Genomic DNA, 16,901 nt, shown 5'->3' on the forward strand with positions numbered 1-16,901 from the left:
ATGAACATGATGACCAGCGCGGATACCGGATTTGCCAGCTATGCCGATATCGAGGTGTTTGAAAAGACACCTTTTTCCGATCGCGCGCTGCCGGAGACGACCTATGACGCTCTGAAGCAGGGGGCGGCAATCAACCCGTCTTCTCCGGCACTTAGCTTTTTCGTTTCGGCCAAGACGTTCGATACCCCCAAGACGCTCAGCCACAAAGAGTTTCTGGGGAAGGTGACCCAAACAGCCAACGCCTTGCGCCAGCTTGGGATTGGTCGCGATGATGTGGTCGCATATGTTCTGCCCAATCTACCAGAGACACATTTCACCATTTGGGGCGGCAGTGCGGCCGGGCAGGTTCTGGCCATCAACCCATTGCTCGAGGCTGACCAGATCGGTGATCTGCTGCGCGCGGCCAACGCCAAAGTGTTGGTGACCCTTGAAAAAACGCCCAAAACTGATCTGTGGCACAAGTCTGTGGCCGCTTTGGTCAATACACCTTGCGTTGAGCATGTCGTGACATGCAGCATCTTTGATTGGATGGACGGTGGCGCAGCGGCGGTATGGATCAGTTCCACACCATCATGGAGCTGGCATACGAAGCAGGATCCTCGGGCTATCTGGTTGGTCGCGCCTACTGGCTGAATACCTTGTCCGAATTCCCGAACTGGGAAAAAATGCGCGCGGATGTTTCCGGATACGCGCAGGACGCATTGGATGCGCTGAACGCATTGTCGGATAGGTGCGCGCGCCCTTGGACGTCGTTTCCAGATATGACGGATGAGGGCAACGCAGAGCTAAAGTTGGGTGCCGACTTTTGTCGTGCATACAAGTTTGAAAGCTAAAGCGTCCCCGCGATTGAAATTGAAGGCGGCGCATTTTCTCAAACCATCGGGGTACGCCGCCAATCCCCTTTTGTCTAAAGCAGTTTGGCCAAAGCTGCCCCAGTCGTGACGTGCGAAATGTGAAAGGCGTTGGCTTTGGTCAGCCTTAGTCTTGCTTTTTGGACAGGCAGGCAAGGCGTTTCCGGGCGGCGTCATTCGCTCCGGGTCCGGCAGTCACCACAAGGTCATCGATTTCCAGCTCGGCGCCAACCTTGAAACAGGGCTGGAAACCGCGAACAGGCGTACCCGAATGTCGGTTCAGAACCAGGTTGGGTTCTTCCCCATTTTCGTACAAATGTTCGTTGCTCCACAGGATAATGGATGCCAGCAGCGAGTTCAGACTCTTGCCTTTGTCGGTTATCCGATATTCGTAACGCGACCCAACAGCGCTGATATTCACTTTCTCCAAAACCCCATGCTCGACCAGAGTAGAGAGCCGTTCGGACAGCAGGTTTTTGGCTGCTCCGGTGTTGCGCTGGAAATCTGAGAACCGTGTCGTGCCGTACAACGCCTCTCTGACAATCAGCAGCGTCCAGGCGTCCCCAAATAAATTGAGAAAGCCTGCGATCGAGCACGTCTGTTTGTGTTTTCCGGCCATTTTCCCCAACGTAATCGAGCTACTCGAAGCATTTTGGTTGATATTGTAAACCAAAAAAATCATACGGTTTAAAAATAGGACCAAAGGAGGGATTTGCCAAGTCAGTTGGTGTCGGTCTACGGGGAGGTCAGGTTTTGTGCCGCATTTTTGCACAACCAGAGTTTCTCAGCGTGTCGGCGCAACAGGTGGCGCAATCCCCGGATCAGACGGAGATACCTCGATGGTTGAGAAAAAAGGCGTATGTTTGGTCGTTGGCGCAGGTGACGACACGGGGGCAGCCATCGCAAGAGCTTTTGCCCGCGATGGTTTGACTGTTTGCCTCGTGCGTCGTGAACGGCATGCAGATGCGTTGGAGGCGTTGGCGCAAACCATCCGGGACGAAGGATATCAAGCCGTGGCTTGTCCGGCGGACGCGCGGGATGAAGACGCAATGGTAGGTCTCTTCAACAAGATCGAGTCCGATATTGGCCCAATCGAAGTGGTCGTTTTCAACATTGGTGCGAATGTCCGGTTCAACATCACGGACACGACCGCACGTGTATACCGAAAAGTATGGGAAATGGCGTGTTTTGCCGGTTTCCTGACCGGACGCGAAGCCGCCAGCCGGATGTTGGAGCGCGGTCGCGGAACGATCATCTTCACCGGCGCAACTGCCAGCATGCGCGGCGGCGTGGGTTTTTCCGCCTTTTCGGGTGCCAAACACGCCTTGCGTGCGCTGGCGCAATCCATGGCTCGTGAGCTTGGCCCAAAGAACATTCACGTTGCCCACACAATAATTGATGGGGCCATCGACAGCAGCTTTATCCGCGAAAATGTCCCCCACGTTGACGATCTGCGCGAAAAAGACGGTATCCTGAACCCAGACCACATCGCTCAGAATTACGTGATGCTGCACCATCAGCCCCGTACCGCGTGGACTCATGAGCTTGATCTCCGCCCTTGGACGGAAAAGTGGTGAGGGCCAGGCAATGACGGTGACCGTAGACTTCGTCTATGATTTTGGCAGCCCAAACGCATATTTCTGTCACAAGGTTATTCCCGGGATAGAGCAGCGCACGGGTGTCCGGTTCAACTATGTCCCCTGTCTTTTGGGCGGCATTTTCAAAGCAACTGGCAACATGGCTCCGGCTTTTGCCTTTTCCAAAGTCAAAGGCAAACTGGATTATGAACGGATCGAGATCACTCGGTTCGTCGAAAAGCACAACCTCACGGACTATACGTTCAATCGGAATTTCCCCGTCAACACCTTGCTCTTGATGCGGGGCGCTATCGCAGCCCAATTGGATGGGGTTCATGATGCCTATGTCGAAGCTGGCATGCGGGCCATGTGGGAAAAGAACCTCAAGATGGATGATCCAGAGGTATTTGTGCAGGCGATGAACGATGCCGGACTTGATGGTGCGCGCCTTGCGAGCAGAACTCAGGACTCTGATGTCAAGGAGGGGCTGATGGCAAACACGGCTACCGCTGTGGATCGAAATGTGTTTGGCATCCCGACGATCTTCGTTGGCACCGAGATGTTCTTTGGCAAGGAACGCCTTGGGCAGGTTGAAGAAGAAATCCTCAATCAGAAAGAAACAGACTGACCTTGGCGAGGCCTTGGGGAAAAGGAAGACGACAATGAAAACCAAAATCACCGAGTTGCTGGGCATCCAACATCCGATCATTCAGGGTGGGATGCACTACGTTGGGTTCGCGGAAATGGCCGCCGCGGTTTCAAATGCCGGAGGGTTGGGCACGATTACTGCGCTGACCCAGAAAACACCCGAGGATCTGGCGAATGAAATCGCGCGCTGCAAGGATATGACGGACAAACCTATTGCGGTGAATGTCACGTTCCTGCCTACCGTGAACGCGCCTGACTATCCTGCGATCATCAAGGCCATCATTGATGGCGGTGTGAAAATCGTGGAAACAGCCGGACGGAACCCGGTTCAGGTCATGCCCTATCTCAAGGACGCCGGGATCAAGGTGATCCACAAATGCACTTCGGTCCGTCACTCGCTGAAGGCGCAGGACATTGGTTGCGATGCGGTGTCGGTCGACGGGTTTGAATGTGGCGGCCATCCGGGTGAGGATGACGTGCCGAACATGATCCTGCTGCCGCGCGCGGCGGATGAACTGGAAATCCCCTTTGTGGCTTCTGGCGGTCAGGCTGACGGGCGCAGTCTTGTGGCGTCTCTCGCGATGGGGGCAGACGGTATCAATCTGGGAACGCGGTTCATCGCGACGAAAGAGGCTCCGGTCCACCAGAACGTCAAGGACGCTATCGTTGCCGCGACCGAGTTGGACACGCGTCTGGTCATGCGCCCCCTTCGCAACACCGAGAGGGTCCTGACCAATACCGCAGTTGAACGCGTTCTGGAGAAAGAGCGCGCGTTGGGCGACAAGATCGCTTTCGACGATATCATTGACGAGGTTGCCGGAATTTATCCGCGCGTCATGCAGGACGGTGAAATGGATGCGGGTGCGTGGTCTTGCGGAATGGTTGCGGGTCTCATCAACGACATCCCGACGTGTCAGGAACTGATTGACGGTATCATGGCAGAGGCGGATCAGATCATCTCCGACCGTCTGGCTATGTTTAACCGCGCCTGAAGATCAGTTTGCGGCCGTAGGGCCGCAAACTCCGCTTATCGGGCCCAAACGGGCCGGTAACCCGCGCGGTGTTGGGGCGATGATCGACCTCACTGTCACAGCATTCTGATAAATTGCAAAACCGGGGCGTGACCCCGAAGGGATAACCCATGACCGAAGCCTATATCTATGACGCGGTACGGACACCGCGCGGCAAAGGCCGTAAGGATGGCAGCCTGCACGAGGTACCCGCGGTACGCTTGTCCTCGATCATTCTGGACGAGTTGAAACAGCGCAACAATCTGGATGCCGAAGGTGTCGAGGACGTGATCTGGGGCAATGTGTTCCAAGTGGGCGAACAGGGCGCATGCCTGGCGCGTTCGGCTGTGCTGCAATCATAGTTTGGCGACGAACTTCCGGGTGTCTCGGTGAACCGGTTCTGCGCCTCGGCGCTCGAGACTGTAAACATGGCGGCCAACCAGGTTCGAGGCGGTGACGGCGACGGCTATATCGCCGGTGGCGTCGAAAGCATGAGCCGCGTTCCAATGGGGTCTGACGGTGGCGCTCTGGCCGTGGACCCGGCGATTGCGATCCCGGCCTATGTGGTGCCGCAGGGGATTTCGGCGGATATTATCGCCACCGAATACGGTATCAGCCGCGAAGATGCCGATGCCTATAGTGTGGAAAGCCAGAACCGGGCAGCGGCAGCGTGGCAGGCGCGTCGGTTCGATGGCTCGATCGTCCCGGTAAAAGACATAAACGGGGCTACGATTCTGGATCATGACGAATACATGCGTCCGGGCACGACGATCGAGACTCTGGCCGCTCTGAAACCGTCGTTCAAGGAACAGGGCGAGGTGATGCCCGGCTTTGACAAGATCGCGATGCTAAAATACCCGCATCTGGAAAAGATCGACCATATCCACCATGCGGGCAATAGTTCGGGCATTGTTGATGGTGCTGCGGGCGTTCTGATCGGCAACAAGGAGTTTGGCGAGAAATACGGTTTGAAGCCTCGCGCGCGGTTCGTCGCGACGGCCAAGATCGGTTCTGACCCGACCATCATGCTGACCGGCCCGGTTCCGGTGACGGAAAAAATACTCAAACGCGCGGGTATGACCGCCAATGACATCGACTTGTATGAGCTGAACGAGGCGTTTGCTTCGGTTGTTTTGCGTTGGCAGCGGTATTTCGACATCGATATGGACAAGCTGAACGTCAATGGCGGTGCCATTGCGATGGGCCACCCGATGGGTGCAACCGGCGCGATGATCCTGGGCACCTTGCTGGACGAGATGGAGCGTACCGACAAGGAAACGGGTCTGGCGACCTTGTGCATTGGTGCGGGCATGGGCTCGGCCACCATCATCGAGCGTGTGTGATACGGGGCAGGAGACAAAGCAATGACTGAATTTACGCTGACAAAACACGACGATGGCGTGGCCATCATTACTTGGGACGTGCCCGGGAAATCCATGAACGTCCTGACCGAACAGGGCATAGCCGATCTCAAGGCAGTGGTTGATGCAGCCAACGCAGACGATGAGATCAAGGGCGTTGTTGTGACTTCGGCCAAGCCCGGCAGCTTTGCGGCCGGAGCTGATCTGAACATGCTGGCGGGCATTTCCGACACGTGGGCCGACAAGCCAGACGAGATGTTGGAAAACACGATGGCGACCCATCGCATCTTGCGTGCAATGGAACGCAACAACATGGACCCCAAGACGCACAAGGGCGGCAAGCCATACGCGGCTGCGCTGCCGGGCACTGCGCTTGGCGGCGGCTACGAGGTGGCGCTGGCCACTCATCGCATTTTCTGCGCGCCCAATCCCAAGGCCAAGATTGGCCTGCCCGAGATTCTGGTTGGTGTGTTCCCCGGTGGCGGCGGAACCACGCGCTTGATACGCAAATTTGGCCTGATGGCCGCCGCGCCCTTCTTGCTGCAAGGCAAGACTTTGTCGCCCGAAGCGGCGCAAAAAGCTGGTCTGATCGACGAGATCGCAGATGACCCGGTCGCCGCTGCGCGAGAATGGGTTCTGCGCGCGACCGACGCGGACCTGCTGAAGCCTTGGGATGCTAAGGGCTATAAGATGCCGGGCGGAACACCGTATCACCCGCAGGGTTTCATGACCTTCGCTGGCGCTGTGGTGATGGGAGTCGGTGAATCCAAGGGCGCGTTCCCGGCTGTCGAGGCGCTGCTGAACGCGGCGTATAACGGCGCTCAGGTGCCCTTTGACACCGCGCTCAAGGTCGAGGCGCGTTGGTTCAACAACCTGTTGATGAAACCATCGACCGCCGCGATGATCCGCACCCTGTTCCTGAGCAAAGGCGCGCTTGAAAAAGGCGCGAACCGGCCCGAAGCCCCGGACCAGACCGTGAAGAAGGTTGGCGTCCTTGGCGCGGGCATGATGGGTGCCGGTATCGCCTTTGTCTCGGCCAAGGCCGGGATTGAGGTTGTGCTGATCGACCAGACGCAGGAGGCTGCTGACAAGGGCAAAGCCTATTCAGAAGGTCTTCTGGACAAGGCGATCTCGCGCAGGAAATCCACCCCCGAGAAGAAAGAAGCGCTGTTGTCGCAGATCACTGCCACCACTGATCTGGAGGCGCTCAAGGATGTGGATCTGATCGTCGAAGCGGTGTTCGAGGATATGACCGTCAAGGCCGAGATGACCAAGAAGGTCGAGGCGATCATCCCCGAAGACTGTATTTTTGCCTCGAATACCTCGACTCTGCCGATCACCGATCTGGCCAAGGCCAGCGTGCGGGCGGACCAGTTTATCGGCATCCACTTCTTCAGCCCCGTGGACAAGATGATGCTGGTCGAGATCATCAAGGGCAACCAAACCGGAGATCGCGCAGTCGCCAAGGCTCTGGATTTTGTACGCCAGATCCGCAAGACGCCGATCGTGGTCAACGATGAGTGGTTCTTCTATGCCAACCGCTGCATCTTGCCGTATGTCGGTGAAGCAACGCGGATGCTGACCGAAGGTATTTCTCCGGTATTGATTGACAATGCGGCGCAGCAACTGGGTTTTCCGGTCGGGCCTGTGCAGTTGGGGGATGAGACCTCGATCGATCTGGCTGTGCGCATCATGAAGGCGACGAAGGCCGCGATGGGTGATGCCTATGATGCGTCCGAGGCGGACAACCTCATACTTTGGATGGAGGAACAGGGGCGGCTGGGCCGCAAGTCCAAGGCGGGCTTCTCGGACTATGACGAGAAGGGTAAGCGTTTGGGCTACTGGAAAGGTCTGAACCAGAAATATCCGCTGGCCGAAGAACAGCCTGAACTGGATTATGTGCAGAACCGCCTGATGATGGCGCAGGTTCTGGAAGCCGTTCGTGCGCTTGAGGAAGACGTGCTGATGGATATCCGCGAGGGCGACGTTGGCGCTGTGCTGGGCTGGGGCTTTGCGCCTTGGTCAGGTGGACCGTTCGGCTGGCTGGACGTCATCGGCGGCAAACGCGCGGTTGAGATTTGCGACCAGCTTGAAGCCAAGCATGGCCCGCGCTTTATGGCGCCCAAACTGTTGCGCGACATCGCGGACGCAGACGACAGCTTCTACGGCCGCTTCGCCGCTTGAAGATCCTCGGGGTTCCGGACTGATTGGTCTGGAGCCCCGGCAGGACAACGTTAGCAAGCAATGGCTGCAACGTGCCACGCAGGCTTTGGCAGCTAGGGATCGGGGCTGGCTCAAAGACCGGAATTGTTGACGTTACGAATGACAAGAAATCCGGGCAGCTTGTCTCTATACAACTTTCATTACCTGACGACGAAGCAGGCCAGCCTACAAGCTGTCTGGCTTCATCCCCAATGGAGGAAAACAAGAATGACACAGGACGCGGCCAAAAACGGTCAGATCATCGTCGAGCGCTTGGGGGCGGTTCTGCGCCTGACGATGGACAATCCCGGAAAGAAGAACGCGATCACGCGCGAGATGTACCTGAAGATGGTCGAGGTTTTGAACGAGACTGCGCAGGACAACAGTGTGCGCGCCGTTTGGCTGCGCGGCACCGGGGGCGTTTTCTCAAGCGGCAACGATGTCAACGGTTTCAACGCGCCCAAAGGGGAAGAACCTGCACCCGCACAGTTTGTCCGTGCCTTGATCCGTTTCCCAAAACCGATCGTGGCGCAGGTCGAAGGGCTTGCCGTGGGTATTGGTGTGACCATGCTACTGCATTGCGACATTATCTACGCCGCAGATGACACCAAATTCCGGATGCCCTTCGTCAATTTGGGTGTTGTTCCCGAGGCAGGCTCGTCATATCTGCTGCCGCGCCTGATGGGGGCACCGCGCGCGGCAGAGCTGATCCTTCTGGGCCGTTTGTTTGGCGCCGCCGAAGCGCACGAGCTGGGCCTGATCAGCCGCGTCCTGCCTCAGGCCGAGGTCGAAGCCGCCGCAGAGCAGGCAGCCGTTGCCCTGAGCAAACAGCCCTTGCGGGCGATGATGAAGTCCCGCGCTTTGCTGCGCAACGTGTCCGGGGACGCTCTGGATGAACGTGTGAACGAAGAGTTCCGCCAGTTCTATGAAGGGTTGCAAGGACCGGAATTTGCCGAGGCGGTCGCAGCTTTCATGCAAAAGCGCGAACCCGATTTTTCAAAGATCTAGGGTTGGTCTCAGGGCCGTCGGAATGGGCGGCTTGAACTTGCCCAATGGTGGCTATCGGCAAGGATGTCACCTGAGATGCGCCAAACGCCCGGTTCCGTCTACGCGGTTCCGGGCCAAACGGCTTCGCGTGGCTGCCCCGATCGCCCAGAGGCGATGATGCGAAATGGCCCCGCGTCAAAACTTGTTCACGTATTTTCAAGTAAATGCCTTGTAGACAGAAGGTTAAGCGTCGATTGTACCGGTGTTGATGAGATGCCGAATTTAGGAGAACCTATGCCAATGCGCCGTATGCACCTGCTCTCAGTTATTTTTCTGAGCCTCCTGACGTCTCATGCAAGTGCGCAATCATTGCTCAAGCTGGATGGGCACGACCATTTGTGTTCGTTTGCTCCGGACGAGGTGTTTGACGATGAAATCTATTCGTTTTCGTCCAGCCAGCAAGCCAAGGACATGGTCGCTCAAATTCTGTCAACCGTCGGGCTGGTTCCAAGGTTTAAGGTCTTTGCGGCGAATGTGCCCAACGCGGCCGCAGTTATTGACGGCGAGGAACGGTTGATCGTCTACAGCGAGGACTGGATACAGAACAGCATCTCAAACAATCGCTGGGCTGCCGTTGCGTTGCTGGGTCACGAAATCGCACACCACCTGAATGGGCATACACTGGAGGCAGGCGGAAGCCGTCCTCCGACCGAACTCGAAGCGGATAAATTCGCGGGCTTCGTTGTCGGGAAACTCGGCGGTGACCTGCAAGAGGCGCAGTGGCTATTTCGACAGCTTCCGGCAGCCGGAAGCGATACGCATCCCCCCCGAAGCGCCCGGTTGGAAGCGGTTGCCGTTGGGTGGCGCGAGGCGACCGGCGGACAGACAGTGGACGCTCGTGTTTCGACGAAATCCGAACCGGCCAGAAATAGTGTTGCCGGCGACTGGTTTGTCATCGCCGGTTCTTTCCCGCACGCAGCGATCGACCAGGCCAACGACCTCATGATGGACCTGCAAAGTGGTGGGGTGAACGCACGTATGGTCAACACGGATGACTTTTCCAAACTCAGGGATGGACTGTATTCCGTCGTTGTTGCGTCGAATAGCCGAAGTTCCGCTTTTGAACAGCTAGAGCAAGTTAAGCGGCATGTTCCTGACGCCTACGTGAAAAAGGGCAACTAACATGAAGGCAGTTCTGGTGGGCTTGCTTTTGTGGCCCGCGTCCCCTGTCTTGGCGCTGGATATCGTTCCGCGCAGTGAGTGGGGTGCAAAGCAACCACTGTTTGAAGTGGCCACACATTCTCCGGTCAGAATTACCATTCATCACACCGCGACCAGACAGAAACCATCCCGATCCATTGAACAAAAACTCAGGTCACTTCAGGCGTTTTCTCAGTCGACGGGTAAACTCGCGGACGGGCGCACCAAGAAAGCCTGGGCAGATGTGCCCTACCACTATTACATAGATGCGACCGGGCGCGTTGCGGAAGGGCGCGAAATCAAGTTTGTGGGCGATACAAACACCAACTACGATCCAACGGGGCACATAGCAATCGTTGTTGAAGGCAACTTTGAGGTGGAAACCCTGAACGAGGGGCAAAGAACGGCGCTGACTGACTTGGTGCTGGATTTGTCCCAAAAGTACGACATTCCTAAGTCACACGTGGGCCATCACAAATCTTATGCCAGCACCTTGTGCCCCGGTGCCAACCTGGCCAATGAGCTACAAACAATCATTGGTGGCTTGGAATAACGTTTTAAACATCCGAAAAGTGGTTCTGTCGGGTCGGTCACAGTGCTCGTGGCCTTTGGAGGTGATGGGGCTATCGCGAAGTTCGGTCAGACACCATTGCCCAGTCCAGATCGAACTTTTGCAGGTATTTCCGCAGGCGATCCGCATCGTTCTGCGTCTTGCGTTTTCCTCGGGATACAGCGAACAATGCGCGCCCGGCGGCGCTGAGGCTGGAAGACGTCTGGCAGGTTCTTATGACCTTGGCCAACTGCACCAAGTCGAATGGATCGACATCCCTGACTTCGGGTCCAAGCATGGTTTCAACCAACGTGTAATCGCTGTCCGTCGTGGCGGAATGCCAGTCCGCCAGCAAGGAGGCGATCTCATCTTCCACCATTGTTCGCGTAATTCGTCCGCGCGGAGCAAGTGTGCACAGCCGTTTTACCAGCCCGCTGAAATCGCGAAAGTTTCCCGGCCATGGGGTGGCCGGATCGGTGGCAAACTGCATGAAACGGTCTCGGGCGTCGATGTTGAACCCTACTTGTGTGCCCAAGCTGCGCTCTGACCGGGCAAGCTCGTGCATCAAGTTCGCTTCGATATCCTCTGGCCGGTCACGCAGGGCAGGCAGTGTGAAGTTCCACATATTCAACCGGGCCAGAAGATCCTGGCGAAAACGGCCTTCTGCCGCCAGAGTTCGGAGGTCTCGGTTGGCACCCGCTATGATCTGAAAACGGCTTGAAACTTCATGGTCCGACCCCAACGGATAAAATCGCCCTGTCTCAATTGCGTTCAGAATAATGGACTGTTCGGACCATCCCAGTTCATCCACTTCGTCAAGAAACAGAACACCGCCGTCAGCTTCGCGCAGCAACCCGCCGCGTTCTGTTCCGGCATGCCCAAGATGGCTTCGGCGCTGACCAAACAAGGCGGCCATTGCGTCGGGTCCGATCAGCGTGGCGCAATTAACGTGGACAAGCCGCCCCTTTACCCTCCGGCGATCCAGTTTGAGGTTGTAGATACGCTGGGCTAATTCGGTTTTACCGGTCCCGGTTTCACCAAGCAGCAAGATCGGTTCATCCGAATTGCTTGAGACAAGCTCGATACGGTCGATCAGTGCGTTGTATCGCGTGTTGCGCGTTTCGATCCCACCCTTGAGCTGATTGCTATACTCGCGGGATAGCCGGTCAAACCTCTGTTGAAGCGCATCGTACCGGCTGAGGTCCAAGTCGATTACATCCAACTTGGGTGCGCCGTTGTCTGGACCGGGCGGCCCTGTTTGTATCAACCGGGCCGGGATATGGCGGCTTTCGGTGAGCAGGAACCAGCATATCTGCGCCACATGAGTGCCAGTTGTCAGGTGAACGTGATACTGCTCCCTGTCCTCATCGAACCCATAGCCGCGGGCAAAATCGAACAGTTTTCCGTAGACTTCCTGAAAATCCCAAGGGTCATCCAGATCAAGCTGACGCAGCATGACTTCCGTCTCTGGCGAGGAGTCGGTGATTTCGTTTTTGACCTGATGTGCAAGCCGGTTGAACTTGTGGTCGTACAGCAATTCCAGACGGTGCACGTGTAAGCTGTCATGTTCCACCAAGCTAGGCGTCGGTTTCCAGCGCCTCTTTTTGCCCATATCCAGTTGGGTGCCTAGAAAGCCGATGACAACGTTCTTCATAAGTATCCACTACTATATTTTACGATAAAGTTTTATCGTACATTCGCGACGCGATTGCGTCAAATCCGGAATTCTTTGTGGCATTTCAAGATCTTGTGCCGGTTATTAGTTTTGCTGCAAATTGGGCGAGTTGCATGCCAAAACGTCCTTATTCTATCGAGGACAACGAAAATGGTTGATGAAAAGACATTTGACCCGGTCACAGGAGAGCACCTGAAAGACTGGGGCCACCGCCCGGGAAAACAGTTTCCGGCATTGCTGGCCCGTGCAAACCAGATGCGGGCCGAGGGGTTTGGGTTGGTCCGAATTCGGCAGGAACTGGAGGGTGAAATTCCGCCGCTGCCGATCACGTTGGATCTGCGCTCATCAGGAGAAATAGCCTTTCACGAGAATATTGATGCCGAGCATCCTGACGAGCAGGAAAACGTAGCGAACGTGCGCAAGACGATGACGGAGCTGATGCGGACTCCTACAATCGAGGTCGGCGCGATTATGCCAGATGCTTGTCCGGCAGGTCCGCTTGGCACAATCCCGGTTGGCGGGGTCGCAGGTGCGCGCAATGCAATCCATCCAGGAATGCACTCGGCCGATATTTGCTGCTCGGTTATGATCACTGATTTAGGGAATGCCGATCCGAAAGCCGTATTGGATGCTGCGCAATCGGTGACGCATTTCGGACCGGGTGGAAGGCCGCAAGGCAAGCGGTTTACAACTTCTTTGGAGCTTACGGATGCGTTCCGGGCGAACCCGTTTCTGGACAATCCCAAGTCTCTGCGCATGGCGCAGGTGCATATGGGTACTCAGGGAGACGGGAACCACTTTCTGTTTGTTGGTCGCTCGCGAAAGACGGGGCGAACAGCGATCGTCACGCATCACGGATCGCGTGGCCCGGGCGCCGTGTTGTACAAGAATGGGATGGCCATAGCGGAAAGGTTTCGGAGGGAGCTGTCTCCGAAGACCGCCAAACAGAACGCCTGGATTCCGGCTGATACAGAAGAAGGTCGAACGTATTGGGATGCCTTGCAACTGATCCGGAAGTGGACCAAGGCCAACCACAATGCGATCCACCAGGCCACTGTCGAGGCCGCACGCGTCCAAGACGTGGGCGACCGCTACTGGAACGAGCATAACTTTGTGTTCAAGCGAGGTGATCTGTATTTCCACGGCAAGGGCGCGACGCCAGCTTGGAATGACTATGCCGCCGACGCTACGGGTTTGACCCTTATCCCGCTGAATATGTCCGAGCCGGTTCTGGTGGTTCGGGGACAGGATGCAGCGCATGGACTTGGGTTTAGCCCGCATGGGGCGGGCCGAAACTTTTCACGTTCGGAACAAAAACGCCGGATGGGGAACGTGACGCCCGAACAAAAGCTAAAGACCGAGACGGAAGGGCTGGATATTCGGTTCCATGCCGGCGGCGTAGATGTGTCCGAGCTTCCGTCCAGCTACAAGAGCGCAGATAGCGTTGTTGCTCAGATCAAGTCTTACGGGCTGGCCGAGATAGAAGACTATATCGACCCTTACGGCTGTATCATGGCAGGCGATGTGCCGCCTTTCTGGATGAACAAGAAAAAGAAGCTGAAATAGCGCGGAAGACCCTCAAAACGGGGGTCTTCTGCGGTTTTAATTTCGCGTCATACGCGGGCCAACGAGATCAGACAGTCGCGCCCTTGATACGGATGGCCGACCCTATGGTTCCAGCGCATATTCCAACGACCACGGCGATCAGCAATTCGATCGTCTCTATATTGCCAAAGGACCAATGCGCAAAAATCAGGGTTTCAATCACACCCACGACCCCGCCCATTGCAGCGCCAATCCACAGGTTCCGGGTCATCATACCCAAAGCTAGCCCAAGTATTCCCGGCAAACTGATGATGTTGGCCCCGATCGTTCCCAGTAGTTCCAGCATATCGTGCCCCTTTTCAGTCTGCCCTTGTGGTCAGGAATGACCGGATCTCGTCGCTCCCATCAGCGACCTGCTGCTGCAAAGAGCTGGAAGGCTTTCCAGCCAAGGTTTCCGTAACTTCCTGGTAACGCTCGAGGTATCCGGGCGGAAGGCTGTGGGCGATACCCTGGTGACAGTCGATACAGGTCATATTCTCGTCGATTGCGCGCTGGTGCTCGGACGCTGCCCGTGTCTCTTGAATCGTAAAGTCCATGTATTCAAAGTTGTGGCAGTTGCGGCACTCGCGACTGTCCGACGCCTTCATCTTTTTCCAGACGGCGGATGCCATGCTCAGGCGGTGATCCTCATATTTTTCAGACGTGCTGATGGTGCCCGCCAGTTCATGATACACGTCCTTGACCGCCATGATCTTAGCTTTGATCTTGTGGTTCCACTCGTGCGGAACGTGGCAGTCGGAACAGATCGCGCGAACACCTGAGTGGTTGTTGTAATGTATCGTTTCCCGATATTCACCCAAATTGGTTTCCATCGAGTGGCACGAGGTGCAGAATTCCTCGGTGTTGGTCAGTTCCAATGTCCAGTGGAAACCGCCCCAGAACAGGATGCCGGCCAGAAACCCGGCCAGCAACAAAAAGCCAGAACTGAAGGCAACGGCCGGGGTCCAGATTGCATTCCAGATGCGGCCTATCCAACCGCGGTTTTCAGGGGAGTCTGCCATATCGGTGCTCCTTTCACACAAGCGTTGGATTAGTTGCCGGAGGAGGGTTGAAACACGTTGTCGACCAGTGCTGGGGCGTCGGCTTGCGGGACATGGCACTGGTTACAGAAGTACCGCGTGCCAGCGATGTGATCCAATTCGCGGCCTTCGCGGTCCAGATAGTGCGTCATTGACAGCGTCGGCGCGTTGCGCTCTCCGGCCTTGGTCCAGTCGTGGCAGGACAGGCATTGGTTGGTGCGCAGGTCGATCTGGTATTGCTCGATCGAATGAGGGATCAGCGGCGGTTGCTGTCGGTAATTGCGCTGCATTCGGCCTTCAACAGTTTTGTGGACCTGATCCAGCGCAGCGGGTTCGTCAACCTCGGCTCCACGCAGGGGTTGTACCTGTGTTGACTGCGCAAAAGCGAAACCGCTTAGGAGTATGACTGGGATCAGGGCGGCGACGCCGGTCAGGATTGGCTTGTTCATCTTGGCACTCCCTTAAATTGTTCTGGCTGGGCGCGGATCAGGCGCCGAAACTGGTTCGGACGGTGCGGCGACGTGGTCGTCGTACCGGTGGGTAAACTTGAAGACGTCGACTGCGCATACATCAATACAGCGGCCGCAGTTCGAGCAATCGGGTGAGAGGATCAGTGGCGACGTTCCCGGATTGCCTTTAAGTGCTGGCGAAATGACATGGTTTTCAGGGCAGACCTCATAGCAATCCATGCAGTCATTGCAGGCGGCGCGGTTGCTGGCGCTGACGCGCAGCAAGCTTCGGGTTCCGATCAGGCCGTAGAAAGCTCCTACAGGGCAGACGCGTCCGCACCAGCCGCGGCGGGACACGAACACATCAAAGAAAAAGATGGCTATGATCATGGCCCAGACGAAGCCCATGCCGAAGATCAGACCTCGGTGCAGCATGGTGATCGGGTTAATCAATTCCCAGGCGATGACACCAGTAAGGCCCGATACGATCAGCGCCGTGGCCAATATCCAAATCCGGGCGCCGCGTTTGGGTTGCCAGCCTTTTGGCAGGTCAAGCCTTCGGTGAACCCAATGCGCAGCATCCGTGACCGGGTTGATGGGGCAAACCCAGGAACAGTAGGTCCGCCCCCCGATCAGAGCATATACCGCCAGAACAATCAGCCCACCTATCAGCGCGGTCAGTTCGGGCCAGTGCCCCGCGACAATACTCTGTAGCAGAATGAATGGATCCGTCAGCGGCAACACCCCAAAGGTCAATGACCCCGAAAGCGTGCCCTGCACAATCCAGATGCCGAACCACGGCCCAAGTAGAAACACTGCCAGAAAAACCAACTGGCTCGTGCGCCGCAAAAGCAGGTACTTGTGCGCCGCCAGCCATCCTTTGACCAGCACGGCCTCATGACCCGCGGGCAAATGGGGTTGCGCGCTCATTGCCCGGCCTCCGGCAGGTTGTAGGCCGGTGCGAAACCGCCGGGTGTTGCTAGATTGTCCGTACCCGGGCCGGGAAGTCGGTCGGGCAGGTCTATGATTCCCTCGACAACCGGTCCACCATTGGCTTCTTTTTCTTCCCAGCCTTTGCGATAGTGATCAGCACTGCTGCCCCGCGCTAGACGTGCAGGAAGCACCTTGATGGCGGCCTCGGGTAGAACACAGCTTTTCTCGCATACGCCGCAGCCCGTGCAGTGGTCTGCATGGACCGTTGGTATGAATTGGGCGTGATGACCCGAGCGTTCATCGTGCCGTGTTTCCAGTGTGATAGCTTCGTCGATGACCGGGCAGACGCGGTAACAGACATCGCAACGCAGCCCGAGGAAATTCAGACAGTTTTCCTGATCGACCAGAACGGCGACTCCCATTTTGGCGTCGTCGATGTTGTTAAGACCTGGGTCAAGTGCGCCAGTAGGGCAGGCGGCAACACAAGGAATATCGTCGCACATTTCACAGGGAATATCCCGCGCGGTAAAATACGGTGTACCTGTGGCCACGGCGTCTGCACCGAGTTCCGCCAGCTTTAGCGTGTCGTAAGGACAATCCCGCACGCACAGGCCACAGCGGATACAGGCGGAAAGAAACGCGCTTTCCGGTAATGCGCCGGGCGGACGCAGAGCTTCGGCCGGAAGCGCCCGGGCGTCACGCGCAAGCCATGCCAAGAGAGACCCTGCCGCCACGCAGCCGCCTGCTGCGCGCGCCGAGTCCTGAAGGAACCGGCGGCGCTGCGGCGAAAGGGGTTTCTGGGCAAGGGCCATGTGCAATACCTTTGCGATCCTT

Annotated in this window: 16 protein-coding genes and 1 pseudogene; 10 read left to right on the forward strand and 7 right to left on the reverse strand. The window is 56.8% G+C overall.

Annotation, left to right across the window (positions count from 1 at the left end; genetic code table 11):
• On the forward strand, positions 1–633 hold the full coding sequence (locus tag ACR0LH_RS15760) for an AMP-binding protein (RefSeq protein ID WP_170417210.1): 633 nt from the start codon (positions 1–3) through the stop codon (positions 631–633).
• A gap of 345 nt (positions 634–978) precedes the next feature.
• Here ACR0LH_RS15760 and ACR0LH_RS15765 read toward each other — a convergent pair whose 3' ends face one another.
• The gene (locus ACR0LH_RS15765) at positions 979–1,470 is read right to left on the reverse strand and encodes a winged helix-turn-helix transcriptional regulator (protein WP_170417208.1); all 492 of its coding nucleotides are present in this window, start codon (positions 1,468–1,470) and stop codon (positions 979–981) included.
• A 220-nt stretch (positions 1,471–1,690) separates the two neighbouring features.
• On the opposite strand from ACR0LH_RS15765, the gene ACR0LH_RS15770 reads away from it, so the two are divergent.
• From ACR0LH_RS15770 to ACR0LH_RS15805, 8 genes and pseudogenes are all read left to right on the forward strand, one after another.
• Positions 1,691–2,428 carry an SDR family oxidoreductase gene (locus ACR0LH_RS15770; protein ID WP_170417206.1) on the forward strand — a complete coding sequence of 246 codons (738 nt, stop codon included), beginning with the start codon at positions 1,691–1,693 and terminating at the stop codon, positions 2,426–2,428.
• 10 nt (positions 2,429–2,438) lie between these two features.
• Positions 2,439–3,056, forward strand: coding sequence for a 2-hydroxychromene-2-carboxylate isomerase (locus tag ACR0LH_RS15775; protein ID WP_170417204.1), 618 nt, complete (start codon positions 2,439–2,441; stop codon positions 3,054–3,056).
• Between the two features lie 34 nt (positions 3,057–3,090).
• Entirely contained in the window at positions 3,091–4,068 is a 978-nt protein-coding gene (locus tag ACR0LH_RS15780; RefSeq protein WP_170417202.1) for an NAD(P)H-dependent flavin oxidoreductase, read from the forward strand.
• 149 nt (positions 4,069–4,217) lie between these two features.
• Positions 4,218–5,429: pseudogene (locus ACR0LH_RS15785) on the forward strand (acetyl-CoA C-acetyltransferase).
• A gap of 21 nt (positions 5,430–5,450) precedes the next feature.
• Positions 5,451–7,631, forward strand: a complete 2,181-nt coding sequence (locus ACR0LH_RS15790; RefSeq protein WP_480721646.1) for a 3-hydroxyacyl-CoA dehydrogenase NAD-binding domain-containing protein — start codon at positions 5,451–5,453, stop codon at positions 7,629–7,631.
• Between the two features lie 246 nt (positions 7,632–7,877).
• Positions 7,878–8,657: an enoyl-CoA hydratase gene (locus ACR0LH_RS15795; protein WP_170417196.1), complete on the forward strand. Its 780-nt coding sequence runs from the start codon at positions 7,878–7,880 to the stop codon at positions 8,655–8,657.
• 279 nt (positions 8,658–8,936) lie between these two features.
• Positions 8,937–9,818 carry a M48 family metalloprotease gene (locus tag ACR0LH_RS15800; protein ID WP_170624458.1) on the forward strand — a complete coding sequence of 294 codons (882 nt, stop codon included), beginning with the start codon at positions 8,937–8,939 and terminating at the stop codon, positions 9,816–9,818.
• A 1-nt stretch (position 9,819) separates the two neighbouring features.
• Complete coding sequence (locus ACR0LH_RS15805; RefSeq protein WP_170417192.1) at positions 9,820–10,389, forward strand: peptidoglycan recognition protein family protein; 570 nt, start codon at positions 9,820–9,822, stop codon at positions 10,387–10,389.
• 70 nt (positions 10,390–10,459) lie between these two features.
• Here the strand turns inward: ACR0LH_RS15805 and rtcR are convergent, their stop codons facing one another.
• Complete coding sequence (rtcR, locus tag ACR0LH_RS15810; RefSeq protein WP_170417190.1) at positions 10,460–12,040, reverse strand: RNA repair transcriptional activator RtcR; 1,581 nt, start codon at positions 12,038–12,040, stop codon at positions 10,460–10,462.
• Positions 12,041–12,211: 171 nt separating this feature from the next.
• Here rtcR and ACR0LH_RS15815 point away from each other — a divergent pair, with 171 nt between their 5' ends.
• Complete coding sequence (locus tag ACR0LH_RS15815; RefSeq protein WP_480721648.1) at positions 12,212–13,627, forward strand: RtcB family protein; 1,416 nt, start codon at positions 12,212–12,214, stop codon at positions 13,625–13,627.
• 67 nt (positions 13,628–13,694) lie between these two features.
• On the opposite strand, the gene ACR0LH_RS15820 is transcribed toward ACR0LH_RS15815, so the two are convergent.
• From ACR0LH_RS15820 to napG, 5 genes are read right to left on the reverse strand one after another with little or no spacing between them, the layout of a single operon-like run.
• The gene (locus ACR0LH_RS15820; protein ID WP_170417186.1) at positions 13,695–13,952 is read right to left on the reverse strand and encodes a hypothetical protein; all 258 of its coding nucleotides are present in this window, start codon (positions 13,950–13,952) and stop codon (positions 13,695–13,697) included.
• A 13-nt stretch (positions 13,953–13,965) separates the two neighbouring features.
• Positions 13,966–14,667, reverse strand: coding sequence for a NapC/NirT family cytochrome c (locus ACR0LH_RS15825; RefSeq protein ID WP_170417184.1), 702 nt, complete (start codon positions 14,665–14,667; stop codon positions 13,966–13,968).
• A gap of 29 nt (positions 14,668–14,696) precedes the next feature.
• Positions 14,697–15,134: a nitrate reductase cytochrome c-type subunit gene (locus ACR0LH_RS15830; protein WP_170389332.1), complete on the reverse strand. Its 438-nt coding sequence runs from the start codon at positions 15,132–15,134 to the stop codon at positions 14,697–14,699.
• 12 nt (positions 15,135–15,146) lie between these two features.
• A complete protein-coding gene (gene napH, locus ACR0LH_RS15835; RefSeq protein WP_170417182.1) occupies positions 15,147–16,064 on the reverse strand; it encodes a quinol dehydrogenase ferredoxin subunit NapH in 918 nt (305 codons plus the stop codon).
• Positions 16,061–16,879 carry a ferredoxin-type protein NapG gene (napG, locus tag ACR0LH_RS15840; RefSeq protein WP_170417180.1) on the reverse strand — a complete coding sequence of 273 codons (819 nt, stop codon included), beginning with the start codon at positions 16,877–16,879 and terminating at the stop codon, positions 16,061–16,063. Before napG ends, napH begins: the two co-directional genes overlap by 4 nt.
• Positions 16,880–16,901: the final 22 nt, after the last annotated feature.

The sequence above is a fragment of the Ruegeria sp. CL6 genome, assembly GCF_056536465.1.

Bases quoted from the DNA above. Each gene is read 5' to 3' on its own strand.
- ACR0LH_RS15820 (WP_170417186.1), bottom strand. From the start codon at position 13,952: ATGCTGGAACTACTGGGAACGATCGGGGCCAACATCATCAGTTTGCCG.
- ACR0LH_RS15805 (WP_170417192.1), top strand. From the start codon at position 9,820: ATGAAGGCAGTTCTGGTGGGCTTGCTTTTGTGGCCCGCGTCCCCTGTC.
- ACR0LH_RS15830 (WP_170389332.1), bottom strand. From the start codon at position 15,134: ATGAACAAGCCAATCCTGACCGGCGTCGCCGCCCTGATCCCAGTCATA.
- napH (WP_170417182.1), bottom strand. From the start codon at position 16,064: ATGAGCGCGCAACCCCATTTGCCCGCGGGTCATGAGGCCGTGCTGGTC.
- ACR0LH_RS15795 (WP_170417196.1), top strand. From the start codon at position 7,878: ATGACACAGGACGCGGCCAAAAACGGTCAGATCATCGTCGAGCGCTTG.
- ACR0LH_RS15760 (WP_170417210.1), top strand. From the start codon at position 1: ATGAACATGATGACCAGCGCGGATACCGGATTTGCCAGCTATGCCGAT.
- ACR0LH_RS15790 (WP_480721646.1), top strand. From the start codon at position 5,451: ATGACTGAATTTACGCTGACAAAACACGACGATGGCGTGGCCATCATT.
- napG (WP_170417180.1), bottom strand. From the start codon at position 16,879: ATGGCCCTTGCCCAGAAACCCCTTTCGCCGCAGCGCCGCCGGTTCCTT.
- ACR0LH_RS15775 (WP_170417204.1), top strand. From the start codon at position 2,439: ATGACGGTGACCGTAGACTTCGTCTATGATTTTGGCAGCCCAAACGCA.
- ACR0LH_RS15780 (WP_170417202.1), top strand. From the start codon at position 3,091: ATGAAAACCAAAATCACCGAGTTGCTGGGCATCCAACATCCGATCATT.
- ACR0LH_RS15800 (WP_170624458.1), top strand. From the start codon at position 8,937: ATGCGCCGTATGCACCTGCTCTCAGTTATTTTTCTGAGCCTCCTGACG.
- ACR0LH_RS15825 (WP_170417184.1), bottom strand. From the start codon at position 14,667: ATGGCAGACTCCCCTGAAAACCGCGGTTGGATAGGCCGCATCTGGAAT.
- ACR0LH_RS15815 (WP_480721648.1), top strand. From the start codon at position 12,212: ATGGTTGATGAAAAGACATTTGACCCGGTCACAGGAGAGCACCTGAAA.
- ACR0LH_RS15765 (WP_170417208.1), bottom strand. From the start codon at position 1,470: ATGGCCGGAAAACACAAACAGACGTGCTCGATCGCAGGCTTTCTCAAT.
- rtcR (WP_170417190.1), bottom strand. From the start codon at position 12,040: ATGAAGAACGTTGTCATCGGCTTTCTAGGCACCCAACTGGATATGGGC.
- ACR0LH_RS15770 (WP_170417206.1), top strand. From the start codon at position 1,691: ATGGTTGAGAAAAAAGGCGTATGTTTGGTCGTTGGCGCAGGTGACGAC.